Source organism: Paenibacillus macquariensis, from assembly GCF_900156375.1.
Taxonomy (GTDB): domain Bacteria; phylum Bacillota; class Bacilli; order Paenibacillales; family Paenibacillaceae; genus Paenibacillus_AQ; species Paenibacillus_AQ macquariensis.
Map to the genome: position 1 here is coordinate 12,743 of NZ_FTNK01000019.1, position 25,597 is coordinate 38,339.

Genomic DNA, 25,597 nt, shown 5'->3' on the forward strand with positions numbered 1-25,597 from the left:
ATCATAGGGTTCTTATTCTCCACTCTTGATCGTTTACTTGGATTGAAATAGGATTATGTCCTGTTGCGCTTAGAACTTCACGAAGTGGGACCCATAACGCATCCCCGTTCATTTGAACAGGCACGTTCATGGTTCGAACAATCGCATCCTTCTTGCTACTAGTCCACTCACCAGTCGTTACACTAATTTGAAGGGTATTCAAACCCGTATCTATGATTGCCAACTTATTCTTAACATCCCACCTCACACTGACACCTATCTTATCCATCATTGTCCGAAGTGGAACCATAATTTTTCCATCAGAAATACGATATTCTCCCTGCTTAAACTCTGTCTCCATTCTTCCAATTTCCATGACTAACCGTTTGCCATGAGAGAATAGTTCAGCGTTAGGAGTCACATTTGTAGCAATCCACTCTTCACTAGGTTGAGGGCGTTTAAGCGCTTTGGCACTCTGAGTAACTTTGAACTGGAAAGACTGAATTTCAGGCAAATCCGGCGTAAGTATATCGAACTTGTACCCCTTATCTTTATAATAAGAAATAATCTTAGGAAGTGCCTTCACAGTCTCCTCATGTCCACTCCCGTCATGCATCAACACCACAACCTGATTGTTGTGTATCTCCGTTGTCGCCTCTTTGATAATTTCATTGTGTGGAACACCACGTCGCTTCGAATCTCCACTATCTACATTCCAATCCACTACCTGATACCCACCTTCCTTCAATAACTTGAAATAGGTATCGTCAAAATGTCCCGCAGTACCTCCTGGAGCCCTTATTAAGGACGTATGTGCGCCCGTAATGGAAGCCATTGCTTCCTCGGTCTGTTTGATCTGACTCCAAAATGGGGAGAATCCTTTATATAGCTCTTCGTAATTGTGGTTATATGTGTGATTACCTAGCGCATGTCCCTCTTCTATCACTCTAGTAACCAATTCTGGAAAACGTTTTACTTGCTCACCTAGTACGAAGAAGGTAGCATGTATATTGGACTCTTTTAAAATATCTAGTACTTCACTTGTCAATTTACTTGGCCCATCGTCAAATGTAAGATACACTGTTTTTTGTGAGAGTGAAGTGTCAGATTGAGACTTTGTTGTTGAAGACAGTAACTCTAACGTAGGCGAACTTGTTGCTTGATAGTCTAAAAGACTCGATTCTTGGTTCGGTGTAGATGTTCCAATTGAGGATGATAGCGAAGTCGTATAAGGAGTAGACGTTATATCAAGTGGTGGGTTAATATCTTGTCTTCCCTGTAAGGGGATGATTAACACCGCCAGTAACAACATCAAGAATACGAATAAGAATTTTTGTTTATTGCCGATAAAAAATGATTTAATCATAAATTTTACCTCCACCGTTTCTATGAATTCAACTTTTCTGATAGATTATATGGTGGAGGTTATAAAAAAAGACTAGAGTGTGAATTGTTTTTTATGATAGGACTATATCTGGAGAGTGAACAAAATGGAAGTACTACGATGGATTCAACTTCTATTCGAGGAATACGGTTATCTAGTATTGTTTATAGGTTTGTTATTGGAGTTCATTGCTCTTCCCTTTCCTGGAGAAACAACGATGGCCTATGCAGGTTATCTTTCCTATTTAGGTTCACTACATTTCGGATGGCTTATCATTATGGGTTTCCTTGGTACAACAATAGGTATGACAATTACTTATTTCATTGGGCTAAGGGCCGGTCTCCCCTTTGTGAATCGATTTGGAAAATGGATATTTCTATCTCCACGTAAACTTGAGAAAACTCGGAAATGGTTCAGTAAATATGGGCACAACTTAATACTTATCGGCTACTTCGTTCCAGGTATTCGACATTTCACAGGTTATTTCTCGGGTCTGAATGCCCTTCCCTTCCGTAAGTTCGCCTTGTATGCCTATAGCGGAGCACTATTCTGGGTCATTCTCTTTATAAGCGTGGGCAGAATATTCGGTCCCCAATGGCAAGTTGCATTTCACTTAGCAGAAATGTATTCTCTATGGATTGTAGCAGGGATAATCATTATCGTTCTTACATTCATAACCTATCGTTTCCGTAAAAAAGGACGGCTTACGGTGTCTGCTAAATCTAGCAAGAAAAAAGTTAAGCGATCATCATGAAATTTACATATGCTAAAATAGGGTGCCCCAACAATCATTAGTACAATGACTAGGGACACCCTTTCTTTCTGTAGATACTGATTATATAAAGACCCATTAAGTATCACGGGTCATAATTTAAATTAAATCGAGGGCGTATCTTTCAACCCTGCTCATACGTTATATAACCATAGGCCTTGAAGGAGTGATTAACATGTTAATCCACACAAAAACGGAAACACAAATTGAACTAAAGAAACAATGTGAAGATCTATATACAATATTGCAACAACACTGTCGCTCTATCACCAATAATTGTTGGGACGCCGACGATTTAACACAGGAGACACTTGCTAAGACCTTAACTTTCTATGGGTCTAAAGGAGAACCGAATATCACCATGCCCTTACTTCGCACTATTGCGCGTAATTCTTGGATTGACGAAGTGCGCAAAAAGTCTAAGTTACAGCTTGGTCCGGTGGATGAATGTGGTCATGAAGACAAGAGATCAGAGGATCTTCAAGAAGCGTTGGATCAGCTAATCGAGAAATTAACACCCAAACAGCTGCTAGCTTTCGTTATGAAGGAAGCTTTCCTGTATTCATTGTCCGACATCGCAAATACATTACAGATCAAGGAAACGGCTGTTAAAGCGCTATTGTATCGTGCTCGCCAGAAGTCCCAAGACCATACTGGAGACTTTAGCCACCACTGGCTCAATATTTCTCAGGATTGGTTTAAAAGTCGGCTACTTCATGCTGTTAAATATGAGAACCCTGCTATTCTCGAAGAGCTCATTATTGCAATTGGTATCACATCTTCACAGAAACATGTGCAAACAAATTCCCGTTCACCGCACTGTATGATGCTTCAAACCTTACCACCCATTCAAATGGCAGCATAAGGTTTTGCTACGCAAAAACTTTAACACCATGCTTACGAAGTATTTTTGCTTCGCAAAAATTTAACACCCATGCTTACGAAGTAGTTTTTCTTCGAAAAACTTTTAGGAGGTTCCAAAAATGAGTATTATTCCTTACGTTGTTGAGCAGACCTCTCAGGGAGAGCGGTCGTATGATATTTATTCCCGTTTGCTGAAGGATCGCATCGTATTTCTAGGATCGGAGATTAACGATGCTACGGCTAACAACATTGTTGCACAGCTTCTTTTTCTAGCAGCAGATGATCCAGACAAAGATATTTCTCTGTATATTAATAGCCCCGGAGGATCCGTTACTGCTGCGTTTGCAGTGTATGATACGATGCAATTTATCAAACCGAATGTCAGAACCATTTGTACTGGGCTTGCTGCTTCAGCTGCATCACTCTTACTGTTGGCTGGTCATAAAGGTAAACGGCTTGCATTACAACACAGTGAAATTATGATTCATCAACCTTTGGGTGGAGCACAAGGTCAGGCAACAGACATTGAAATATCCGCACGACGTATTCTGAAAATTAAGGACCAACTAAATCGTTTATTTGCTGAAAAAACGGGTCAATCCTTAGAAAAGGTCACCATGGACATGGAAAGAGACTACTTCTTATCAGCCGAAGAAGCCAAGTCATATGGAATTGTCGATGAAGTAGTCTGTTCCCCCTTGTAATGAAAAAGATTAACAATCCAACCTTTTATATTCCTAAGGTGTTGGATTTTTTTCGCAAAAAAACCCGAAAGATGATCACTTTTTCAAAAAACAAAAGCGTTCATCTTTCGGGTTCCTATTCATTTACTAATTCCAACTTTACTCTGCATTATTATTGAGCTTGCTTAAGCTCACCCTTCATTTGTTTCACTTCATCGGCAGAAATCTCTATTGCAGGTTTCGTTTTTTTGATGAAGAAAGCTAAGACAAGAGCAACAACGGCTAACGATGTAGCTATTAAGAACGCTTGATTAATACCATGAATGGTGGACTCTGTAACGATATGAGCCATCGCTTCTTTATCGCTTGGAGAGACCCCACCTGCTACAGCTAAATCGGTAGCATGACTTTTGGTTTGTGTCGTCATCACAGTAACAAGAATCGCCGTTCCAATCGATCCTGCGATGGTACGCAGTGTATTCGACATGGCTGTACCATGAGCATTCATGCTTTGTGGCAATTGATTAAGACCAGCCGTCTGGATAGGCATCATCATTAACGACATTCCAAACATACGTATCGTATAGATAAGGATCATATGTGTATACGTGGTTGCATCCGTTAAACGGGTAAACTCAAAGGTCGTAACGACGGTAATGAGCAGACCAATCACAGACAACCATCTCGCACCCACCTTATCGAATATTTTCCCGGTAATCGGAGACATTATACCCATTAGGATCGCACCTGGAAGCATCATTATCCCTGACTCCATAGGTGTGAATTGTCTAATATTTTGTAAGAAGATAGGTAGTAATATCATCCCTGCGTACATGGAAATGGTGATAAGACAGTTAATAATAGTCGTCAATGTAAACATCTTATATTTGAAAATTCTAAACTCAAGCATAGGACTTTTTGATGTCATTTGACGCCATACAAAAAGAATCAATGATAATGTACCCACCACTAGACAAGAAAGAACCATCGTACTTCCCCAACCATCAGTACCTGCATCACTAAATCCGTATAGAAGTCCACCGAATCCAATAGTAGATAGTACAATAGATAACATATCAAACTTAGGCTTCGTTACTTTTGTAACATTTTTCAAGAAGAACACACCGATTAATGTAGAAATAGCAGAAAACGGTAAAATAATATAGAAAAGGACACGCCAATCATAATTCTCTACAATCCAACCCGAAAGCGTTGGTCCAATGGCAGGAGCCAATATCATAGACATCCCCATCAAACCCATGGCTGCGCCACGCTTCTCAATCGGGAAGATATTTAAGAATACAACCATCATTAAAGGCATAATAATACCTGCACCAGAAGCTTGAATGACTCTGCCCACCATTAATATTCCAAAGTTAGGTGACAATCCACAAATTAATGTCCCTATCGTGAATAAACTCATCGCAGAAATAAATAACTGTCTCGTTGTAAACCTAGAGATAAGATAGGCTGTGACTGGGATAAGAACCCCGTTGACGAGCATATATCCTGTCGTTAACCATTGTCCTGTAGTCGCATCAATCTTTAAATCATTCATGATACTAGGTAGGGCAACATTCAATAATGTTTGGTTAAGAAAAGCTACAAACGCCCCAATCATGAGTGCCACTACTATTGGCCCTTTTTTTATATTATCAAGATTCATAATTTAAACTATCTCTCCTTGTTGTTGTAGTATCTCATTCATCTGATGCTGAATTCGAAGTAAATGTTGTCTATCATTAACATTCAGCTGATTCAGAGGAGACAATGACTGCATGTATGCACGTTCCATTCGATCTTGCAATTCATCTCCTTCGTCTGTTATTCGTAATGTAACTGATCGGCGATCACTTTCTAGCCGCTTGCGACTCACTAAACCTGACTTCACCAATCGATCCACTACTCCGCTTGTCGTACTATTGCCAAGAAGGATGAAGTCTGCCAGTTCGGATAATCCAATATCAGGATGATCATGAAGCGTTCGCAATACGTGATATTGCATAAATGTGGTGCCCAAAGCATCCGCATTCTTCCGTAACAAATTAAACAGTGAATATTTTACTTGATTAAAGGAATGTAATAATTCACGAATCTGTTCCTTTGAATCAATATCCATATCTTCAACACTCTGCTCCGTATGATGATCCATATTATTTCGCATACGAATCATTGTAATCCTTACTATCTCAGCATGTCAATATAAACATAAGATAATAATTACATATATTATTTTCAAAGCGTTTTCATGAATAGACGTCACGTAACAGCATATCAACTGACCTTATAGGCATGTCAGTCGATTTGCTATCATACATTTGTAATAGTTATTGTCCTAACAATTGCAGTGTCGTCAATACTTCTTCTGAGTGTCCAGCGACTTTAACTTTTCGCCATTCCTTCATGAGTATTCCATCTTCATCTATAAGAAACGTAGATCTCACGATACCTAAGTATTCTCTTCCATACATTTTCTTAAGCTGCCACACGCCATACAATTCACTTACCGCATGATCTACATCCGATAAAAGAAGAAACGGTAGATCATTCCGCTCGATAAATTTACCGTGTGATTTCACCTCATCCGGACTAATTCCAAGAATCACTGCACCTAGATTCTCAATATCTGAATTAGCATCTCGGAAGTTACAAGCTTCCGTTGTACACCCAGGTGTCATATTCTTGGGATAGAAATAAAGTACAACCTTACGACCAAGATAATCACTTAGTGATACCTTTTCTCCATTTGAAGCCATAAGTGTGAATGTTGGAGCGCTCTGACCTATTTGTAACAATTCCATGCTTTATTATCTCCTTTATATGTCATTATTCTACTTATTAAATTGATTGTAGCTACAAAAAAAATTATAATGTAATGAACACTATTCCTTCAATGTCGAAAAATGTACCTATTTCCGGAATTATGAAAGGAAGACGCTTGAATGACGAGAAAGACGAAAAGAACCATCTGGTGGGTTCTTGCTGTACTCTTACTTGCAGTGATTGGTTATACTGTGTATTATTTCACATCCATTAATAATGTTCTAGAAGGATTACACAAAGAAGGCGAAGCATCTCCGTTCAGTCATTTAGAACAAGTTGAAGCCAAAGTACCTGAGCCTCCCAAATGGGAAGGAACTGAGCTAGTCAGTATTGTAATCATGGGTGTGGATGGTCGTGGTTTAACCAAAGGGGACATTCCTCGCTCTGACAGTATGATGGTAGTCACATTAGACCCCTTACAGAAGAAAATTCATCTTTTCTCCATTCTAAGAGATACTTATACCGATATTCCTGAATACCGGAAAGACCGTATTAATGCAGCCATTACACACGGCCCTAACACAGCGATGAAAGCTATCGGTGATCTTCTGGGAATCCCCGTTCAATATTATGTATACACAGACTTTCAAGGATTCATTAAGCTTGTTGATTCCTTGGGTGGTGTTGATTTCTATGTTGAAAAAGACATGAAGTACAGCAGTAAAGCAGACAAGCACGAATACGATATTGATCTTAAAAAAGGACAACAGCATCTTGATGGGGATAAAGCATTACAATATGTTCGTTTTCGACATGATGCGTTATCTGACTTCACACGAACTGAGAGGCAAAGAGCCTTTCTAAAAACAGTAGCTGATAAAATGAAGTCCACTACGACAATCATGAAACTTCCCTCTATCTTAGAAGACGTTAGTGAATTTGTTGATACCAATCTCTCCACGAATGATATGTGGAAACTTGCTAATATCGGATATCAAAGTACGATGGCAGGTAGCGAGCAGATTCCACCAATGAGTCTTCTCGGAGAAGAAAATGTCGGTGGCGCATCCGTAATCACAGTGAAGGATTTAGATGAATTGCATGAATATGTACAGAATGTATTTAAGTCACCTGCATCTACAGTGAATGATGGAAAAGTTGGACCGACGACAGAATAACAGTATTATGAACCTATCACCTTACTTATAGGGAGTAGGCGTACGCAGTTACCCATTTACTGCGTACGCCTACTCCCTAAGAAATAGCGAAAGGAAGTTTAACAGATCATGAAACGTACACAATCCGAACTTTTATATCAAGAAGCATTGCAGCATATTGTTGGAGGCGTCAACAGCCCTTCCCGCTCATTCAAAGCGGTAGGTGGCGGGGCGCCCGTCTTTATGAAACGGGCCAAAGGCGCACATTTCTTCGATGCCGATGATAACCAATATATTGACTACCTTGCTGCATATGGTCCTATCATTACAGGACATGCCCATCCCCATATTACAGCAGCTATAACCAGAGCAGCTGAGAATGGTGTATTGTACGGCGCTCCAACAGAGTGGGAAATTCAATTAGCACTAATGCTAAAAGAAGCAATTCCCTCCATGGATAAGGTCAGATTCGTCAATTCCGGCACAGAAGCCGTTATGACAACAATTCGAGTTGCTCGCGCATACACGAAGCGTAGCAAAATCATTAAATTTGCCGGTTGTTACCACGGGCATTCAGACTTAGTACTTGTGGCCGCTGGATCAGGTCCATCTACACTCGGTATTCCAGATAGTGCTGGGGTTCCAGCTAGTATTGCACAAGAAGTTATTACTGTACCTTTTAATGACTTAGATGCACTTAAAGCCGCACTCGAACGTTGGGGCGATGATGTTGCTGCCGTTATGGTTGAACCTATCGTAGGTAATTTCGGAATGGTCATGCCTCAAGATGGCTTCCTCGAAGGTCTGTGCAAGATGACTCATGATAATGGCTCACTTGTTATCTATGATGAGGTCATCACAGCATTCCGTTTCCACTATGGATCAACACAGACATTTGCTGGTCTTAAGAATCATGAGGCTATCGTACCTGATCTAACAGCTTTAGGTAAAATCATTGGTGGTGGATTACCTATCGGTGCCTACGGTGGCAGAAAACATGTTATGGAACAAGTCGCGCCGCTCGGACCTGCTTACCAAGCTGGAACGATGGCTGGTAACCCAGCTTCCATTATGTCAGGTATTGCTTGTCTAGAGGTATTACAAGGCGAAGGTGTCTATGAAGAAATGAACCGTCTTGCAGTGAGACTTACAGATGGTCTTAAATCGTCAGCAGATCGTCATGGAATTCCACTAACAATTAATCAAATTCGTGGTTCTTTCTCTACCCATTTCTGTGATCATCCTGTTACGAATTATGAAGAAGCCCAAGATACCGATGGTGAAGTGTTTGCTTCATTCTTCCGCCATATGTTGAATCGTGGCATTAATCTGGCTCCATCTAAATATGAAGCCTGGTTCCTTACCACAGCTCACACGGATGAAGATATCGATAAAACTCTTGAGGCTGCCGATGATTCACTTCGAGCAATGACTCTATAGTATTCAACTTATATCAGCAAATAAAAACAATCCGACTCTGCTCATAGCGTCGGATTGTTTTTTTATCGCGAAATGTTCAATCTATCAATCTCTTGACGAATGATTCCGATTCCTGTAGCTATGCTGGTATGCGGAACATTAGATACGTTCAATCGTAACGTTTTCTCGGTATATCCTCCAGCTAGATAATAATTTTCTGTGCTATCCACGATAATGTTACGCTTCTTTAGTGCAAGTCTCAGCGTATCAAATGAGAGTTTTCTAGGCAGAGGCACAATCGTATGTACGCACCGATTGTGCGGCGCAACTGCGAATAACTCATGATCAGAATTTCTTGTTAGAGCTTCGTTAAGCTGCTCTATTTTTTTATTATATGAAGCCTTAATTCGTTCACGGTGGCGTTCGAACATGCCACTTTTCATATATATTTCAAGTGCTGCTTGAGATAACGTTGAAGTATCGATGTCCAAAATCACTTTGAATCGACTGAATGTGTCAATCAATAACGGAGGGAGTACAGCAACACCTACCCGTAGGCCTGGAAAGAGAATTTTAGAGTAACTTTTGAGATAAATAACATGAGGTGAAGAAGCGTAAGCATAAATAGGATCTGCCTTAGAATCGCTCTCTAAATCTGCTAGATAATCATCCTCAACAATGTATACGTCATACTTATATGCAAGTCGTGCGATTTCCTGCTTCTGCGTCATCGTCAAAGATGTTCCTAAAGGGTTATGGAACCGAGGCATGGTATAGAAGAACTTTATCTTTCCTGAAGCAAATATCCCCTCCAACTTCTCCAGATCTATTCCTTCTTCATTTCTAGGTATCCCTATTACCGGAATTTTCAAGGTGTTTAACATCTCAATAAGTAGAAAGTAACCCGGTTGCTCAATTACAATCGTGTCCCGGCCACTAGGAAAAGGCATAGAGACAAGAATAGCTAGCGCTTGCTGAACACCCGATGTCACTACAATTTGATCCCTTTTGGCAAATACCTGATATCCGTCTAAGTGTTTCTGTAGAACCTGGATCAGAGAAGGAAGCCCCTTAAGTGTCCCGTAGGTGAACAAATCATCCTGATATGCATCGATAGCTTTATTAATGCAATGTTGAAAATCGACATATGGGAATACATGTTTATCTGGTGCAGATGATGCAAAATCCAATACGGACTCTTTGTTATCTTGAAGCAAGCTGTTATCATTCTTGCTCTTCCTTTGTACAACATAATATCCACTCTGAGGGATCGAATAAATGAGATGACGTTTCTCCATTTCCTCATAAGCACGAATGACCGTGCTTTTGCTACAGTCATACATCAAAGCTAAATCTCTAATCGAGGGTAATTTCTTTCCTTGAGAGAATTCACCTTCTTGAATCCGTTCTTCCAGCGCTAGAATTAGTCGTGAGTATTTATTCATTGTTCCTCCCATAGCCATTTCTGTACCGGTACACTTAGGCTTTGTTGTTATTGTAGCGTATTCCAATGCTCCTGTATATTGAATACATTAGTTAATCACTTATACACATTGGAGGGTTATACATGAATACTACACGTGAGAATGGCCCAGCCTATCTGGCTGCATTTCTATATGCCATCATTATTGGATTCTCTTTTTTATTTGTTAAAATGACGGTCTCCACAGCACATCCTTTAGATGTGTTAGCGCATCGATTCGCCCTTTCCTTCTTTGCTGCCAGTATTCCTGTAATCTTCGGCTGGATGCCTGTACGTATTAAACGGAAAGACCTGTGGCCAATTGTTCGCCTTGCTTTGTTGTCTCCAGTCTTATTCTTCGCATTCCAAGCTTTCGGACTTATGAATGCATCCTCATCTGAGGCTGGAATTATTCAGGCATCCGTGCCTGTCTTTACATTGTTACTTGCCTCATACTTCCTCAAAGAACGAAGCAGCGGTCTACAAAAGGTTTCTCTGCTCATTTCCGTAGCTGGTGTCATCTTCATCTTCGCTATGAAGGGTGGTTCTCTGTTAGGTTCGGGTAACTTCCAAGGTATATCTTTGCTACTCCTCTCAGCACTTTCGTTCGCTGGCTACAGTGTACTTGCACGACCATTGACTCGTACCTTTAAACCGATGGAACTAACTTACATCACGCTCGGCGTTGGCTTTATCCTATTTAATATTATGGCTGTAGGAAGACATAGTATTGATGGATCTTTGAATGAATTCTTTCAGCCACTAGCAGACATCCGTTATATTGGTGCATTACTATATCTCGGCATACTCTCAACGATGGTTACAACATTACTCTCAAGCTTCGCACTCTCACGAATTGAAGCTTCTAAAATGAGCGTATTCAGTAATTTCTGTACACTTGTATCTATGGCAGCAGGTGCCCTGTTCCTGAACGAGCAATTACGTTACTATCATGTTATTGGTGCCGTGATGATTATTCTAGGTGTGCTCGGCACTAACTTCCTTGGGAATAAGCGCGGTACAATAGATAGTACGAAACCGACGATGAGTGCTGAAATAGTCCCGACAAATAAAAAAACAGTAGACCAAGGATAATTTCACCTTTATGCCTACTGTTCTTTTCAAAAAAGTCAGCCCTTATAGATTAATAAAAGCTGTTCTTAATTTAGAACTGAATTCTACTTCTAGACCTAATCCTGATGCTAATAATGCTAACGGAACATACGTTTTATCCTCTTTGCCTATCTTGTATAAAAATGCTGGTGTATCTGTAGGCACCGATTGACCATTAACCATTACGCTTGTGGAACCTATCTTAATAATGACCGTTCGCGTGCCATAGGTAATTGTAGCACTGGAAGTAAGACTATCCCATTTAGAAGTTGCACCCACAGCAGTAACAATATCTTGAATCGCTACGAAATTCTGATTATTACGTAGAACAGGTTTATAAGCTGTATTTAGTTCCTTACCCTTCACCACAATCGTCATAGGTAGGGTTTTATCAATAATGCTAGGCTTACGGTATTCCCCCCAGACCGTCTCTGCGAATACTTTAGCGATTGCCTCATATCCAAGTTGATTAGGATGAATATCTCTGTCCGCAATGATATGGGTCATGGTTCCCTCGCCGCCGACAAAATCTTTGGCTACATGCGCGATTTTCACATTAACCCCTTGACTCTGATAATTGGCTGCCATTTTATCTACAACACCTGTGAATTTATCGGAAGCTGCAAGCAACTTGGGATACATCGCCTGATTTGCGATCGCAGGTATCGGCTGATATTGATCTGCAACCACAATTAGAGCATCTGAGTTCAATTCATGTAAATTACCAATAACCGATGTCATTGAAGTGATATATGATGTGAATAAGTTCTCCATGCTTGAAGTGAAGTCAGCACTTCCCGGTGCTAACGCACTTTCAACAATAGGTCTAAGGTCATTTCCACCAATCGTAATCGTAATAAGGTCTGCTGAGGCAATATCAGATTTCAATTGAACTGCAGAAGCCCCAATCTCCCCAGCTCTAGGATCAACAAGCTCTGCTTGAATGGCATCTGCGGTGATAGGTTGCCCTTGTTTGGCTGCTTCAACAAAATGCTCTAACCCAGCGCCCTTCAAACCTAATATTCCATAATTAGATAGTGTTGTTCTGCCATGAAATAGCCCCTGCTCATATAAACGCTCTACGAAACCGTAGGGCTTGCTGTTCAAATCCATTTTAGGTTCATAGCCAACCGTAATAGAGTCACCTAGTGCCACAATCCGATAGGATTTCGACTCAGCCTCCTGTCCCTGTGTAACTGCAGACGCACTTACAGAACCTATCAATACAGTTGATAGCATGACTACTACGGTCGCAACCGAAATACACTTTTTCCATTGATGCATTTTCCCAACTCCCTTTGCATTAATTCGATTCCTTTATTTTCCAACGAATCCCGATTCATTTATTTTACCATTACTAACGCACACAAAAAAAGAGCATTTCCCAAATTCAAGGAAATTGCTCTTTAGGCTCAATACCATGATTCTACAATCCGGTTGCTCCCGCTTCCTTCAGAGAACCAACCAACTCATTATGAATATGTCCATTACTAGCCACAACGTGCCTTACACTTAAATCATAAGGACGACCAAGAGTGTCCGTAACGATCCCCCCAGATTCCTTCACCAATAGCACACCTGCCGCTAGATCCCATGCATTCAGTCCAATTTCCCAAAATCCGCTGATTCTTCCTGTTGCAACATAAGCCAAGTGTAATGCTGCTGAACCACTGCAACGAATATTACGAACCTTCGGCGCTAAATGCTGAAGTCCTTCCATATTAATAGGCAATGCAAAATTCTGATCCGCTGGAAACCCTGTTGCTAGAAGACTTGTTGCGAGTGTCTCTTCATTCGATACGCTCGTGGTCCTACCATGTACATAGGCTCCCTTGCCTTTCTCAGCCACAAACAACTCATCCTTATTAGGGTCATAAATGACGCCAACAATGACTTCTCCCTTGTGAGCAAGGGCAATCGAAACCGCATAGAATGGATAACCATGTACATAATTCGTTGTACCATCTAAAGGATCTACAATCCATAAGTATTCTTCTTGTAATGACTCATTCAAAGCCAGAGCAGAAGCTTCCGGTCCTGGCTCAACACCCTCTTCACCAAGAATAGCATGATCCGGGAAATGCGTCAGAATAAGCTTGCGAATCATTTGCTCTGCGCCTTTATCGACTTCCGTCACTAAATCTTGAGGAGAGAATTTGGTATCTAATTCTTTTATCGTGCCTACTCTACTCTTGATCCATTCCCCAACCTTTGCTGCCGCATTAATAGCAACTGCAGTGTAGCCCTTGCTTGTCACGACATAAGGTACTTTATCCTCTTGGTTCAAAGCAATCATCTACTTTCTATTATAAATCTAGCAGTTCATATCTTCATTTTACAAGTATACGTCATTCCTTGTTCAAAGTTTCGCCTAAATGATGCTTTTATAGCCCTTTTCGTATTCTATTATATCATCCATTATCAATATCAAATAAAAAGTTCGTCCTTAGCCGCGCCTTTTCTTGGGCTTGGAACAAGAACGAACTTTGATATTGTTCACATTTAAGTGATGTAGTGATTCAGGGTTGATGTAGTCAAAGGTCTATACCCCAACAATGTGATATCCACTATCAACATATATAACCTCACCCGTTATTCCACGTGACAAATGACTCATTAAAAACATCGCTGTGTCTCCTACTTCTGCTGTATCTGTTCCGCGACGCAATGGCGCTTTCTCCTCAACAACCTTCAGCATAACATTAAAGTCTCCAATACCCTTAGCTGCTAAAGTACGAATTGGACCTGCTGAAATCGCATTGACACGAATATTACGCTCCCCCAGATCATTAGCCAAATACATAACAGAAGATTCCAATGCAGCCTTAGCCACACCCATTACGTTATAATTACGCATTACACGTACAGACCCCATATACGTTAGTGTCACGACACTACCACCTTCTGTCATAAGGGCCTGTAGCCGTTGTACGACAGCAACGAGCGAATACACGCTAACATCATGAGCTAGAGCGAAACCATCTCTTGAAGTCTCATAGAATTGACCTGCCAAATCTTCACCTTTGGCAAAAGCAATACAGTGCGCAATCCCATGAATTACACCGAATTCCCCTTTAAGCGTCTCCGTAAGTTGATCGATATCTGAATCGTTTGTAACGTCACAAGGAAGAACCAACGAGTTCGGAATCGTGTCCGCTAATTTACGTACACGTCCTTCTACCCGTTCACTTTCATATGTAAATGCAAGGCGCGCGCCTTCGGCTGCTAAGCTCTGAGCAATTCCCCAAGCGATGCTCCGATCATTAGCGACACCCATCACAACTACATTTTTCCCTTCCAACAACTTACCCATCTATCGTTATCTCCCTTCAAGAACCCCAAAGTAATCATCATTACCGAGATTTGTATTTTTATTTCAAAATACCTTATTTCACCTAGTGTTTCAAGTGTTTGATTCCCTTATTAAGTTAGGTAAGAATCTCGATGCTTGCTTCATCCAGAATCGTTACCCCTTCAGATATGTTCTCTTTCATATCTTTCATCAGATCAAACAATGCAACATCTTTACTTTTAGCCTCAATCATAACATCCAAATGTTGAGTATCCCTCGAGATATGCCTCAAGAAATCAAGCAAAGGGCCAATCTCTATACCATCAGCATGGCTCCTTATATCCGTAACACTCCTTGGGCTAGATACGTGAATTTTAGGTGCAAGTGGCATACCTGGTAGCGTATCTGCTTGTGCAAGTGAACCTTGCCAAGTCTTAAGAATATCTGGCCATAACTCCCAAGGACGTTCTCCTTCATTGTTTACCCATTGATGATGAATATCTAGTACCATAGGTAACCCTGTGTTCTGACATACCCTCAACGTCTCGATCGCATTGAATGTCTTATCATCATTCTCAAGCGTCAACCGTTCCTTAATATCCTGACTCAATTGTGAACAATGTTCTTCAAACCGTGCTGCCGAAGTGAGCTTGTCCCCATATGCCCCACCGATATGAATATTATTCTTAGCAGTGGCACTCAGTCCCATCGCTTTAAGCATAGCCACATGATGTTGTAGATCACGCACGGAGCTAATTAATACATCTGGACGTGGCGTACTTAGTACGGTGAAATGGTCTGGATGAAAGGAAACCCGCATACCATGTTTGTGTACAAAATCTCCTATTTCAGCATATGAATCCTGTAGTATAGCCATAGGATTCCAATCCGCAAGGTCCGGATGAGTCGCTAAAGGAACTAACTTAGAAGAGAATCGATATACTTTGATATCGTGCGCAACAGAATGTTTCAGAAGCCTTAACGTATTGTGTAAATTCTCCTGAGCAATTCGTTCCAACTTTCGAAGCGCCGCGTCACGATCCGCTAACTTAATAAAGCTTGCCATTGTCATCGTCTTGGAAGGCGATGCATTCTGCACCACCATAGACATAGCTACATATCCGAAACGGACAATCATACTTTTTGTTCACTAAAGAACATCTCATACGCCAGATCTGTCTGAATACGGGATTCTTCCGGATTCAATTTGCGAATGAATTCCATCTCTACTTCCGTGACTTCGTCTCCCTGAAAGTTAATCTCAGCGATGCATCCAACAAGCTTAACGATGGCTATGGCTACATTATCAGGCGTGTAAGCAATAACTTTCTGTCCTGTAGGATAAACGCGAAAGCCCTTCTTTACCATTTTACCGCGTCCATACTCCATTAATTCATATAGTTCTTGCTCGCTCTTAAACTTACATACTGAATTGAATTCCGTCTGAAAACCCATACCAGATTCCTCTTTTCTATTATCAAGATCAAGGGGCTGAACTACAGATTAGTTATTGTAATCCAGTGCCTGCTTGCTGGCGTAACGTTCTAATGCCAATTCAATCATACGATCTAGCAAAGCAGCATAACTTAATCCTGTCTCCCGCCACAATAGCGGATACATGCTGTAAGGCGTAAATCCAGGCATCGTGTTCAATTCGTTGATGAAGATAGCCCCATCTGATTTACGAACGAAAAAGTCAGCACGGCTAATGCCAGAACCTTCGATCGCTTGAAAAGCCACAATAGCAGCTTCTCTAATACGATCAGCCATTTCTGAATCTAGTGGTGCTGGGATCAGCATCTGTGATTGACCATCCGTGTATTTAGCAGCGTAGTCATAATACTCACTTGAGGATACAATCTCACCCGGAACAGAAGCCATAGGTTCATCATTTCCTAGAACGCTAACTTCAACTTCTCTAGCATCTACAAATTCTTCAACAATGACCTTAGTATCATAACGGAAAGCGAATTCAACAGCTTTTGTGAGTTCTTCACGATCTTTCGCCTTAGAAACGCCTACGCTAGATCCTAAATTAGCCGGCTTAACAAAACATGGATATCCCAAATGATCTTCCACACCTATGACAAGATCATAGCTATCACGCTTCCATTGGCTACGTGTGAAATAACGATAACCACATTGCGGCAACCCCGCTTCGCCAAACAACTTCTTCATAACAACCTTATCCATCCCTGCAGCAGAAGCTAATACCCCTGCACCAACATAAGGTATATTAGCCATTTCGAATAATCCTTGAATCGTACCGTCTTCCCCAAAGGTTCCGTGAAGGATTGGGAACATAAGATCCAATTTCACGGCAGATTCGCCGTTTCCATTTAATCGAGCGAATAACACACTTAATGCAGCCTGTGTTCCCTCAACATTATTCTCAAGCTTAAGCTCTTCAATCCGTTCAAAAGGGGCCTGTCTTAGCTCCCCTTTGCGCCACTCGCCTTGCTTCGTAATATAGAATGGAATAATTTCATATTTATTGTAATCAAAAGCGTTCATCACCGCAAAAGCCGATTGTAATGAAACCTCATGTTCCCCCGATTTACCGCCATATACAACACCTACTGTAGATTTACTCATGCCTAACCTCTTTCTGCCATATATAATTTAATTTATCTCATCTATATAGATTGAACTAAAGACGAGCCCCCATGATTCTCTTTATAAAAGATTGAACTTGTGAGCGCACACTTTAGTTCAATCTATATACCTAGAACACATCTGGAATATGTAAGAACTGATACCTCGTATTCTCCTGCCACGCATAGGAATCTTTGTAATCCCAATAACGGTGCCGACTACTTACGGTATTAGCATTTACTAAGGGCATTCCACCCGCATCATAGGCTGTCACAATAGTGCTATGCTCATAGTTGCCATTGCCATCCCAATCATAGACGATGACATCACCCAACATAAGTTGTTCCGCCCGATCAACGACTTCTGCTCTCAGTCCCCAAGTGCTCGTTCTTAGCATCTGTTCTAAGCTGTTTGATACCGCCCAACTATAACTCCACCATTCCTTGCCACTAAGATATCCTTTGTACCACCATCCTGTAGCTCTGTTACCAGTATAGTGGATTGGAGCCCCCCCTGCAAAGAGACATTGCGAGATATAATTCGTGCAATTGACATCAAAAGCTGTGAATTCTGGATTCTCTGAATCCCACCACTGATCGGCATAAGCAACAGCATCCTCTCTGCGATACTTCGAAGAACGACGCCCTGCTCCACCTCCCAATATATTTGCATTTAAATAGGGTCCCGTAGCTCCGCCATACATTTCTTCCGTTCCCTTAGAAGATAATACATTCTGTGAGAGAGGGTGATGTTCAGTAGTCAACTGTTCTACCGAAACAATGACCCATTCCTCTCCATCCCGAATAAATGTAAGTCGTTGCCGCTGTATTGTATCTTCTCGATGAGTCATCCCACCCTTCGTATAAAAAAGATGCGAATGAAGTTGTATATCTACAACCACTTCTTGAGGCGATTCATGAATCGTTCGTAACAGTGTCGCCCTTGTCTCACTTCGTACTGGCTGAGCATCTCGTAACTTATACCAATCACCCAGTCTTTGTGTTCGTTCCGATCTCTCCATTAAATATGTTAAATCCGTTACGATCTGGTACCTCGTCTCTGCCCGATCATCGATCTGAAATTGATTGTGTTGATTAACAAAAGTAAAAAGGACTTGCTTCCATTCCTGCTCCATAAGATCAATTCTCCCTTTATTGCAAATTGTACACACCTATATATTTCAATATATGAGCGTAATCCTTGCACTATCCATTTATTCTCTTGCCTATATAAACGCTTTGCATTCGATTTGGATTTAGATCTTGCTTCATTAATGATGTATCAGAAATACGTTATGAACTACGTAGTTCACACCTGCGTATTTTTGAGAACTGAACTCCAAATAGAGTCAAAAACTTCTTTACTAGCTTCTATGTAAACGGTATAATTAAATCAAATATCAAATTATGAAATTGCGTTTCACCTAGTGAAACAAGAAGCGTTTTATACAAACAAGGAGGATCATGTGTATGTCAGGAAAAGATCATTTCTCTACCGCTCGCAATCTAACAGTTGGTGACAAGAACTATCGTTACTACAGCCTACAATCTTTACAAGAACAAGGAATAGGTAGTATCTCAACCCTCCCTTACTCCATTAAAGTATTACTAGAGGCTGCTGTCCGTCAGTTCGATGGACGAGCAATTACAGAAGAGCATATCCAACAGCTTGCTGATTGGAATAAGGGTAGTGACGAAAGTAAAGAGATTCCGTTTATTCCCGCTCGTATTGTACTTCAAGATTTCACGGGTGTACCTGTCGTGGTCGATCTTGCTGCCATGCGTGACACCGTGAAGAAAGCTGGCGGAGACCCTAAGAAGATCAATCCACTTGTACCCGTGGACCTCGTAATCGATCACTCCGTTATGGTAGATGCATTCGGAACGCCGGACGCACTAGAATATAATATGGAAGTTGAATTTGAACGTAATGAGGAACGTTATCGCTTCTTGCGTTGGGCTCAAACTGCTTTCAATAACTTCCGTGCTGTTCCACCAGCAACTGGAATTGTTCACCAAGTCAATCTTGAGTATCTTGCTTCTGTAGCTGCAACTAAGACTATTGATGGTGAGACTGTAGTCTATCCTGATTCCCTTGTAGGAACGGATTCACACACAACGATGATCAACGGACTTGGTGTTGTTGGTTGGGGTGTAGGTGGAATTGAAGCAGAAGCTGGAATGCTTGGGCAACCGTTGTATTTCATTATGCCTGAGGTCGTTGGATTTAAGCTCACAGGTAGCCTAACTGAAGGTGCAACTGCAACAGATTTAGCTCTTACTGTAACTCAAATCTTGCGTAAAAAAGGTGTTGTAGGTAAATTCGTTGAGTTCTTTGGCCCAGGCTTAGTTAACATTAGCCTAGCTGACCGTGCTACCGTTGCTAATATGGCTCCAGAATATGGCGCTACCATTGGTTACTTCCCAGTAGACGATGAAACTTTGGCATACCTAAGAACTACTGGACGTCCTGATGAACAAGTTGAGCTTGTTGAAGCTTATTATAAAGCACAAGATATGTTCCGTACGGTAGATACAGTAGACCCTGAGTTCACAGAAATTATTGAACTAGATTTGGCTTCTATCGTACCTAGCTTAGCTGGACCGAAACGTCCACAGGACCGTATTGAATTGACGAACATGAAGGATGCCTTCAATGACATCATGCGTACACCTGTTGATAAAGGTGGATACGGCCTTAGCGATAGCAAAATCGAGCAAACTGTAAGCATTCAACATACCGATGGTTCAGTGAGCCAACTTGGAACGGGTGCAGTCGTTATTGCTGCAATTACAAGTTGTACGAACACTTCCAACCCAAGCGTTATGTTAGGTGCTGGACTACTTGCGAAGAAAGCCGTTGAACGTGGCTTGAAGAAACCAGGTTATGTGAAGAGCAGCTTAACACCAGGTTCACTCGTTGTAACCGAGTACTTGAAGAAAGCTGGACTACTTGAATCACTCGAAGCTCTTGGATTCTATCTTGCTGGGTACGGATGTGCAACATGTATCGGTAACTCTGGCCCGCTACCAGATGAGGTGGCCCAAGCGGTTTCAGATAACGATCTAACTGTAGCTGCTGTACTATCAGGTAACCGTAACTTTGAGGGTCGTGTACATGCTCAAGTTAAAGCGAATTACCTAGCATCTCCACCATTGGTTGTAGCTTACGCTCTTGCAGGTACAGTTAATATTGACCTACAAAATGATCCTATTGGTTACGATCAGAATAATGAGCCTGTCTATCTGAAAGATATCTGGCCTACTTCAGCGGAAATTAAGGAAGCTATTGCAATGGCAGTTACTCCTGAAATGTTCCGTCAGAAATATGAGAATGTATTTACTGCCAATGAGCGTTGGAACAACATTCCTGTACCAGAAGGTGAACTGTATGAATGGGATGATAATTCCACATACATTCAGAATCCACCGTTCTTCGAGAATCTTGGCAGTGATCTAACGGACATTCAAGAAATTCGCTCTGCTCGCGTATTAGCACTTCTTGGTGACTCGGTTACAACTGACCATATCTCACCAGCGGGGAATATTTCACCATCTAGCCCTGCAGGTCTTTACTTGAAAGATCATGGCGTAGATCGTAAAGATTTCAACTCATACGGTTCCCGTCGTGGTAACCATGAAGTGATGATGAGAGGAACATTTGCCAACATTCGTATTCGCAACCTTGTTGCTCCAGGCACAGAAGGCGGCGTAACTACAAATCTATTAACGGACGAAGTTATGTCCATCTATGATGCATCTATGGATTATCAAGTCCATAAACAGAACCTGATCGTCATCGCAGGTAAAGAATATGGAACTGGTAGTTCACGTGACTGGGCTGCTAAAGGAACTACTCTCCTTGGCGTCAAAGCTGTTATCGCTGAAAGTTACGAACGTATTCACCGTAGCAATCTCGTCGGTATGGGTGTTCTACCATTACAATTCCAAGATGGTTCCAGCTGGAAGAGCCTTGGTCTAAATGGTCGTGAAACCTTCGATATCCTTGGCGTGAACAATGATATTAAACCTAACCAAGAAGTTACGGTTACAGCAACACGTGAAGATGGTACGAAGTTTGACTTCACAGTTACAGCTCGTCTTGATAGTACCGTAGATGTGGATTACTACCATAACGGTGGAATTCTTCAAACCGTTCTACGTGAAATGATTAAGAACGGGTAATTCATTAATAATCTATCTTTTATCTTTTATAAAATATAAAACGGAGCCCCATGAAGATATCTTCATGGGGCTCCGTTTTTGCAATAAAAAGTGTTTAGATAATTTACTATTTAGCTTCATCTTCATGAAAACGACCTTTATATATATAAGTTAACGTAATGAAGATATAAATAGCTAACGTAATACCTGTTACGATAATAGATGTTGTAAAAATAATACCAATAAGGATCGCGCTCAAAGCAATAATAGCTGCCCAAGTTGTATAGGGGAACCATTTTACCACATAAACACTTGTTCTTTCTGGATTTTTTTTACGTGATTTCAGATGCGCAACCGCAATGATTAACCAAATAAATAATACGGTGTATCCTAGTGAACCCATTAGGAAATCAAAGGTTTTACTTCCTGCAAATAAAGAAATAATTACACCCATATATAAAGCTAACGTACACATCAATATGGCATACACTGGAACTTTCTTTTTCGATAAATGTGCAAAGATTCTAGGAATACGCCCGTCCACAGCTTGTGTATACAGAACACGTGATGAGCCATATAATCCAGAGTTCATTGATGAAATAATCGCGAGTAAAACAACAGCGTTCATAATATGGTCTGCACCTGGAATCCCGATCATTTTAAATACCATCACAAACGGACTCTCTGGTACCCCGTTTACTTCATTCCAAGGAATTAAGCTAACGATAATTAAGAAAGGCAATAAATAGAAGGAAATAATTCGTACTAATGTACTGCGAACAGCTTTTGGCACCACTTTTTCAGGATTTTTCGTTTCAGCTAACGTAATACCGATAATTTCCGTGCCCCCATAAGAATAGATAACAACAAGCATTGCAGTAATTAAGCCTGTTGGTCCATTCGGTAAGAACCCACCGTGATCCGTTAAGTTAGAAAAACCAACAGCTGTATGATTACCAAGGGTTACAAGTAACAATGCTAATCCTGCTATGATGAACACCACAATAACGGTAATTTTAATTAACGCAAGCCAATATTCCGTTTCTGCAAAAACTTTCACTGATAACAAGTTAATAGCTGTAACTAATATGGAAACGGATAATGCAAGTATCCAAATCGGATAATCTGGCAACCAATATTGAAGAAAAATTGCCGCAACCACTGATTCAGCTGCAATATTTAAAACCCACATCTTCCAATAAATCCAATCTAGAAAATAAGCGGGGTATTTCCCTAGAATCGATTGCACTAAATCTCTAAAGGTTCTTGCATCGCTATTGCGGACTGCCATTTCCGCTAGACCTTGCATAACAAATAACAGAATAATACCACCAAGTAAGTATGCAATAATTACTGATGGACCCGCCATATCAATGGCTGCACTACTTCCTTTAAATAATCCTGCACCAATGGCTCCACCTAATGCCATCATCGTAATATGACGTGAGGTCATTGTTCTCTGTAATTTCTGGTTGTCGTTTTCCATCCTCTTACCTCCTAAAATCAAAAAGGGCATATCGTCTCTTCCTTCATCATCAAATGAAAGAAGAGACGATATGCCCTTAGCAAACCGCGGTACCACTCTAATTGGTTCTACATGAACCCTACTTAAAAACCTTGTAACGAAGGTTAATCGTTAAAGCAAATAGAATAATAGTCCGTCAATTCTATTTACCTTACCACTCCTAGGCAAGTTCAAAGTATTATCGGACTGCGTTGCACCAACCCGCAGCTCTCTCCACCAAATAATGAGCTTTTACTACTCCTAATCTTTGCGTTTCTTAAAATTATATCTAATCAAGTTTTAATTTATTATTCAGTATTATACAGACCTGTATTATTTCTGTCAATTTTTCATTTTACAATAAAAATAGAAGCATCATACGAAGTTTGGAAAAGGTTCTTATAACCGCTACACATAAGAAAAACCAAGGTTTTATCCAATGCCTATTAAGGGGTGCACTTCATGTAGGCTGCGGCAGTCTTAAGCTTATCTTTAGACAAACCAAAATTCGACTACTTAGAGTACTCACATACAATCACAAATAACTGTTTGAGAATGGTTGAATCGGGTATAGAAAGATATAGCGTAAAAATCGTTTATCATGAACACATAGGAGGAATCATCACTATGCTGAACATTAATTACATTATGCCTTACCATCCTCAATACCACCGCCCACAGATAATGAGTCCCTCTAAGAAAGAAAATTCTAACGAACCCAAGAAGAGCTTCCAAGATATTCTCAATCAGCAAATGGCCAAACAAACGTAACCAACTACATAGAGTGAACTAAAGTATGCACTCACAAATAAACGACTAATTAGCACCTCTGTATCTATGCAGAGGTGCTAATTGTATATTTATTACATTCACAATTCACAACCCAAGTACTATCTGTTATATTTGTATTATAACAGATGCAGGAGGTGGAACTTACATGATTATTCAACTAGATATGCAGTCCGATGTTCCAATCTATACGCAACTTATGAATCAGATTATTGAAGGTATTGCCCGTGGAGATCTAAAGCTTGGGGAAGCTCTCCCCTCTGTCCGTGGTCTAGCTTCCGATATTGGCGTCAACCTACATACGGTGAACAAAGCCTATAATCTTCTCAAACAAGAGGGTTTCATCCAAATTCATCGTCAAAAGGGTGTCGTTATTCAACCAGATGCTATGCCCTTAGTAACGCCAGAGTATGAATTGAAACAACATAACCAATTAAGACCCATCATCGCCGAAGCCATATGTCGTGGAATGACCAAGGAACAACTGCTTCAAGTTACCGAACAAATTCACAAAGAAATTATGCATAATGAAAAGGGGAATGCCTAATGTATTGGATCTCCAATCTTATTCTGATTCTCATGTTTCTTCCGATTTCAGTGTCTCTCATCTTCATGCCTTATTTCACTCGAGATACCGTAAGCTTCGGCATATCGGTCAGTACAGATATGTACTATAGTGAACCTTTACGTGCGTTACGCAAAAGGTATGTCTTCATTAGTTCCATCCTTTACACGCTGTTACTTTTCTTCTGTCTCGTCGGATCTTCTCTCAGTGATGCTTTACAACAAGAAACGATCATCGGAATCTCTGTCATATCCCTTGTTGTGATTTCAATGATCATTAATCTAATGTTTTACTACAAGATGAAGAAATATAAATTGGAACATCCGATAGCTTCCATCCCTAAATCAACCATCCTCGCTGTCGATACCGGATTTAGACGCAACAAACTAATCTTCTCCAATAAGTGGTTTATCATTCATTTCTTGATAACCATCTTAAGTGCCATACTCGCCTTTAAGTATTACAACCTATTCCCAGATACATTAGCAATGAAGTTCGACTTTCAAGGTAACGTGACCCGTAGTGTAGCTAAATCCTATACAAGCGTAATGGGTCTTAACCTCATGCAATTCGTGATGACATGTTTATTTATGTTCATTAACGTGACTATTCTGCAGAGTAAACAGCAACTTAGCTCTGATCATCCAGAGAACTCAATCAAACAAAATACAGCATTCCGTCGTAGATCGTCACTATTTATGATCATCACTGGACTTCTTATGGTGCTGTTATTCTCTTTCATCCAACTGAATATGTTATTCGAGCTCAATGTACAGATACTCTCCCTAGTCAGCTTTTTCATAACTGCGATCATTATCATAGGTGCATTGGTCCTTGCATTCACAACGGGTCAAGGAGGTAGCCGTATTGGCAAACCTTCCATGGGTTCAAGTACACAACATATCAACGATGACTCCCACTGGAAGCTCGGTGGCATTTATTATAATCCTCAGGATCCATCCATCTGGATTGAGAAACGTATGGGTATCGGTTGGACAGTCAATTTCGCTAGACCTATGGCTTGGATCATCTTACTCGCTACTACAGCTATCATCATTGTTGTCTCTTTATTTATTAGCTAAGTGTGGCTTGA

General features: G+C 40.8%; 23 protein-coding genes and 1 other annotated feature. Of the genes, 10 read left to right on the forward strand and 13 right to left on the reverse strand.

All coding sequences use genetic code 11. The annotated features are described in order from the left end of the window. Position 1: 1 nt before the first annotated feature. The gene (locus tag BW961_RS24110) at positions 2 to 1,345 is read right to left on the reverse strand and encodes a polysaccharide deacetylase family protein (RefSeq protein WP_244556050.1); all 1,344 of its coding nucleotides are present in this window, start codon (positions 1,343 to 1,345) and stop codon (positions 2 to 4) included. 124 nt (positions 1,346 to 1,469) lie between these two features. On the opposite strand from BW961_RS24110, the gene BW961_RS24115 reads away from it, so the two are divergent. The 3 genes from BW961_RS24115 (at position 1,470) to clpP (ending at position 3,703) form a co-directional block, all read left to right on the forward strand. After that, positions 1,470 to 2,117 (forward strand): DedA family protein, encoded by a 648-nt coding sequence (locus BW961_RS24115; protein WP_068590744.1) that lies wholly within the window; start codon positions 1,470 to 1,472, stop codon positions 2,115 to 2,117. Between the two features lie 193 nt (positions 2,118 to 2,310). Continuing rightward, positions 2,311 to 3,000, forward strand: coding sequence for a sigma-70 family RNA polymerase sigma factor (locus tag BW961_RS24120; protein ID WP_068590746.1), 690 nt, complete (start codon positions 2,311 to 2,313; stop codon positions 2,998 to 3,000). A gap of 118 nt (positions 3,001 to 3,118) precedes the next feature. Then, positions 3,119 to 3,703, forward strand: a complete 585-nt coding sequence (gene clpP / locus BW961_RS24125) for an ATP-dependent Clp endopeptidase proteolytic subunit ClpP (RefSeq protein ID WP_068535909.1) — start codon at positions 3,119 to 3,121, stop codon at positions 3,701 to 3,703. Positions 3,704 to 3,854: 151 nt separating this feature from the next. Here clpP and BW961_RS24130 read toward each other — a convergent pair whose 3' ends face one another. From BW961_RS24130 to bcp, 3 genes are all read right to left on the reverse strand, one after another. Then, entirely contained in the window at positions 3,855 to 5,348 is a 1,494-nt protein-coding gene (locus BW961_RS24130) for a DHA2 family efflux MFS transporter permease subunit (RefSeq protein WP_068590748.1), read from the reverse strand. 3 nt (positions 5,349 to 5,351) lie between these two features. Further along, the gene (locus BW961_RS24135; RefSeq protein WP_170878606.1) at positions 5,352 to 5,846 is read right to left on the reverse strand and encodes a MarR family winged helix-turn-helix transcriptional regulator; all 495 of its coding nucleotides are present in this window, start codon (positions 5,844 to 5,846) and stop codon (positions 5,352 to 5,354) included. A 163-nt stretch (positions 5,847 to 6,009) separates the two neighbouring features. Next, positions 6,010 to 6,483: a thioredoxin-dependent thiol peroxidase gene (gene bcp, locus BW961_RS24140; protein ID WP_068590750.1), complete on the reverse strand. Its 474-nt coding sequence runs from the start codon at positions 6,481 to 6,483 to the stop codon at positions 6,010 to 6,012. Positions 6,484 to 6,624: 141 nt separating this feature from the next. Here bcp and BW961_RS24145 point away from each other — a divergent pair, with 141 nt between their 5' ends. Together BW961_RS24145 and BW961_RS24150 are read left to right on the forward strand one after the other, a co-directional pair. Further along, positions 6,625 to 7,623: an LCP family protein gene (locus tag BW961_RS24145; protein ID WP_082867658.1), complete on the forward strand. Its 999-nt coding sequence runs from the start codon at positions 6,625 to 6,627 to the stop codon at positions 7,621 to 7,623. Positions 7,624 to 7,731: 108 nt separating this feature from the next. Beyond that, positions 7,732 to 9,042, forward strand: a complete 1,311-nt coding sequence (locus BW961_RS24150; RefSeq protein ID WP_068590751.1) for a glutamate-1-semialdehyde 2,1-aminomutase — start codon at positions 7,732 to 7,734, stop codon at positions 9,040 to 9,042. Positions 9,043 to 9,104: 62 nt separating this feature from the next. On the opposite strand, the gene BW961_RS24155 is transcribed toward BW961_RS24150, so the two are convergent. After that, entirely contained in the window at positions 9,105 to 10,466 is a 1,362-nt protein-coding gene (locus tag BW961_RS24155; protein ID WP_068590753.1) for an aminotransferase-like domain-containing protein, read from the reverse strand. 122 nt (positions 10,467 to 10,588) lie between these two features. Here BW961_RS24155 and BW961_RS24160 point away from each other — a divergent pair, with 122 nt between their 5' ends. Continuing rightward, on the forward strand, positions 10,589 to 11,578 hold the full coding sequence (locus BW961_RS24160) for a DMT family transporter (protein ID WP_068590755.1): 990 nt from the start codon (positions 10,589 to 10,591) through the stop codon (positions 11,576 to 11,578). Between the two features lie 42 nt (positions 11,579 to 11,620). On the opposite strand, the gene BW961_RS24165 is transcribed toward BW961_RS24160, so the two are convergent. The 7 genes from BW961_RS24165 to BW961_RS24195 all read right to left on the reverse strand — a co-directional run bounded on the left by BW961_RS24165 (position 11,621) and on the right by BW961_RS24195 (position 18,618). Further along, on the reverse strand, positions 11,621 to 12,880 hold the full coding sequence (locus tag BW961_RS24165) for a stalk domain-containing protein (protein ID WP_068590757.1): 1,260 nt from the start codon (positions 12,878 to 12,880) through the stop codon (positions 11,621 to 11,623). 142 nt (positions 12,881 to 13,022) lie between these two features. Continuing rightward, positions 13,023 to 13,892: an inositol monophosphatase family protein gene (locus tag BW961_RS24170; protein ID WP_068590759.1), complete on the reverse strand. Its 870-nt coding sequence runs from the start codon at positions 13,890 to 13,892 to the stop codon at positions 13,023 to 13,025. 246 nt (positions 13,893 to 14,138) lie between these two features. Further along, positions 14,139 to 14,909, reverse strand: coding sequence for an enoyl-ACP reductase FabI (gene fabI / locus BW961_RS24175; protein ID WP_068590761.1), 771 nt, complete (start codon positions 14,907 to 14,909; stop codon positions 14,139 to 14,141). Positions 14,910 to 15,024: 115 nt separating this feature from the next. Continuing rightward, positions 15,025 to 16,026: a UV DNA damage repair endonuclease UvsE gene (gene uvsE, locus BW961_RS24180; protein WP_068590764.1), complete on the reverse strand. Its 1,002-nt coding sequence runs from the start codon at positions 16,024 to 16,026 to the stop codon at positions 15,025 to 15,027. After that, positions 16,023 to 16,343, reverse strand: coding sequence for a hypothetical protein (locus tag BW961_RS24185; protein WP_068590766.1), 321 nt, complete (start codon positions 16,341 to 16,343; stop codon positions 16,023 to 16,025). Before BW961_RS24185 ends, uvsE begins: the two co-directional genes overlap by 4 nt. A gap of 48 nt (positions 16,344 to 16,391) precedes the next feature. After that, entirely contained in the window at positions 16,392 to 17,483 is a 1,092-nt protein-coding gene (locus BW961_RS24190; protein WP_068590768.1) for a D-alanine--D-alanine ligase, read from the reverse strand. 130 nt (positions 17,484 to 17,613) lie between these two features. Next, entirely contained in the window at positions 17,614 to 18,618 is a 1,005-nt protein-coding gene (locus BW961_RS24195) for an amidase domain-containing protein (protein WP_068590770.1), read from the reverse strand. A gap of 334 nt (positions 18,619 to 18,952) precedes the next feature. On the opposite strand from BW961_RS24195, the gene acnA reads away from it, so the two are divergent. Beyond that, positions 18,953 to 21,667, forward strand: a complete 2,715-nt coding sequence (gene acnA / locus BW961_RS24200) for an aconitate hydratase AcnA (protein ID WP_068590772.1) — start codon at positions 18,953 to 18,955, stop codon at positions 21,665 to 21,667. Positions 21,668 to 21,773: 106 nt separating this feature from the next. Here acnA and BW961_RS24205 read toward each other — a convergent pair whose 3' ends face one another. Continuing rightward, positions 21,774 to 23,132, reverse strand: coding sequence for an amino acid permease (locus tag BW961_RS24205; RefSeq protein WP_068590774.1), 1,359 nt, complete (start codon positions 23,130 to 23,132; stop codon positions 21,774 to 21,776). Between the two features lie 58 nt (positions 23,133 to 23,190). Then, positions 23,191 to 23,428: a binding site (T-box leader), on the reverse strand. A gap of 349 nt (positions 23,429 to 23,777) precedes the next feature. Here BW961_RS24205 and BW961_RS24210 point away from each other — a divergent pair. From BW961_RS24210 to BW961_RS24220, 3 genes are all read left to right on the forward strand, one after another. Continuing rightward, complete coding sequence (locus BW961_RS24210; RefSeq protein WP_169810344.1) at positions 23,778 to 23,921, forward strand: hypothetical protein; 144 nt, start codon at positions 23,778 to 23,780, stop codon at positions 23,919 to 23,921. 166 nt (positions 23,922 to 24,087) lie between these two features. Further along, complete coding sequence (locus BW961_RS24215; RefSeq protein WP_068590778.1) at positions 24,088 to 24,486, forward strand: GntR family transcriptional regulator; 399 nt, start codon at positions 24,088 to 24,090, stop codon at positions 24,484 to 24,486. Then, positions 24,486 to 25,586 (forward strand): DUF1648 domain-containing protein, encoded by a 1,101-nt coding sequence (locus BW961_RS24220; protein ID WP_068590780.1) that lies wholly within the window; start codon positions 24,486 to 24,488, stop codon positions 25,584 to 25,586. The genes BW961_RS24215 and BW961_RS24220 overlap by 1 nt, the downstream gene beginning before the upstream one ends. Positions 25,587 to 25,597 lie beyond the last annotated feature (11 nt).

Bases quoted from the DNA above. Each gene is read 5' to 3' on its own strand.
- BW961_RS24110 (WP_244556050.1), bottom strand. From the start codon at position 1,345: ATGATTAAATCATTTTTTATCGGCAATAAACAAAAATTCTTATTCGTA.
- BW961_RS24115 (WP_068590744.1), top strand. From the start codon at position 1,470: ATGGAAGTACTACGATGGATTCAACTTCTATTCGAGGAATACGGTTAT.
- BW961_RS24120 (WP_068590746.1), top strand. From the start codon at position 2,311: ATGTTAATCCACACAAAAACGGAAACACAAATTGAACTAAAGAAACAA.
- clpP (WP_068535909.1), top strand. From the start codon at position 3,119: ATGAGTATTATTCCTTACGTTGTTGAGCAGACCTCTCAGGGAGAGCGG.
- BW961_RS24130 (WP_068590748.1), bottom strand. From the start codon at position 5,348: ATGAATCTTGATAATATAAAAAAAGGGCCAATAGTAGTGGCACTCATG.
- BW961_RS24135 (WP_170878606.1), bottom strand. From the start codon at position 5,846: ATGCGAAATAATATGGATCATCATACGGAGCAGAGTGTTGAAGATATG.
- bcp (WP_068590750.1), bottom strand. From the start codon at position 6,483: ATGGAATTGTTACAAATAGGTCAGAGCGCTCCAACATTCACACTTATG.
- BW961_RS24145 (WP_082867658.1), top strand. From the start codon at position 6,625: ATGACGAGAAAGACGAAAAGAACCATCTGGTGGGTTCTTGCTGTACTC.
- BW961_RS24150 (WP_068590751.1), top strand. From the start codon at position 7,732: ATGAAACGTACACAATCCGAACTTTTATATCAAGAAGCATTGCAGCAT.
- BW961_RS24155 (WP_068590753.1), bottom strand. From the start codon at position 10,466: ATGAATAAATACTCACGACTAATTCTAGCGCTGGAAGAACGGATTCAA.
- BW961_RS24160 (WP_068590755.1), top strand. From the start codon at position 10,589: ATGAATACTACACGTGAGAATGGCCCAGCCTATCTGGCTGCATTTCTA.
- BW961_RS24165 (WP_068590757.1), bottom strand. From the start codon at position 12,880: ATGCATCAATGGAAAAAGTGTATTTCGGTTGCGACCGTAGTAGTCATG.
- BW961_RS24170 (WP_068590759.1), bottom strand. From the start codon at position 13,892: ATGATTGCTTTGAACCAAGAGGATAAAGTACCTTATGTCGTGACAAGC.
- fabI (WP_068590761.1), bottom strand. From the start codon at position 14,909: ATGGGTAAGTTGTTGGAAGGGAAAAATGTAGTTGTGATGGGTGTCGCT.
- uvsE (WP_068590764.1), bottom strand. From the start codon at position 16,026: ATGATTGTCCGTTTCGGATATGTAGCTATGTCTATGGTGGTGCAGAAT.
- BW961_RS24185 (WP_068590766.1), bottom strand. From the start codon at position 16,343: ATGGGTTTTCAGACGGAATTCAATTCAGTATGTAAGTTTAAGAGCGAG.
- BW961_RS24190 (WP_068590768.1), bottom strand. From the start codon at position 17,483: ATGAGTAAATCTACAGTAGGTGTTGTATATGGCGGTAAATCGGGGGAA.
- BW961_RS24195 (WP_068590770.1), bottom strand. From the start codon at position 18,618: ATGGAGCAGGAATGGAAGCAAGTCCTTTTTACTTTTGTTAATCAACAC.
- acnA (WP_068590772.1), top strand. From the start codon at position 18,953: ATGTCAGGAAAAGATCATTTCTCTACCGCTCGCAATCTAACAGTTGGT.
- BW961_RS24205 (WP_068590774.1), bottom strand. From the start codon at position 23,132: ATGGAAAACGACAACCAGAAATTACAGAGAACAATGACCTCACGTCAT.
- BW961_RS24210 (WP_169810344.1), top strand. From the start codon at position 23,778: ATGCTGAACATTAATTACATTATGCCTTACCATCCTCAATACCACCGC.
- BW961_RS24215 (WP_068590778.1), top strand. From the start codon at position 24,088: ATGATTATTCAACTAGATATGCAGTCCGATGTTCCAATCTATACGCAA.
- BW961_RS24220 (WP_068590780.1), top strand. From the start codon at position 24,486: ATGTATTGGATCTCCAATCTTATTCTGATTCTCATGTTTCTTCCGATT.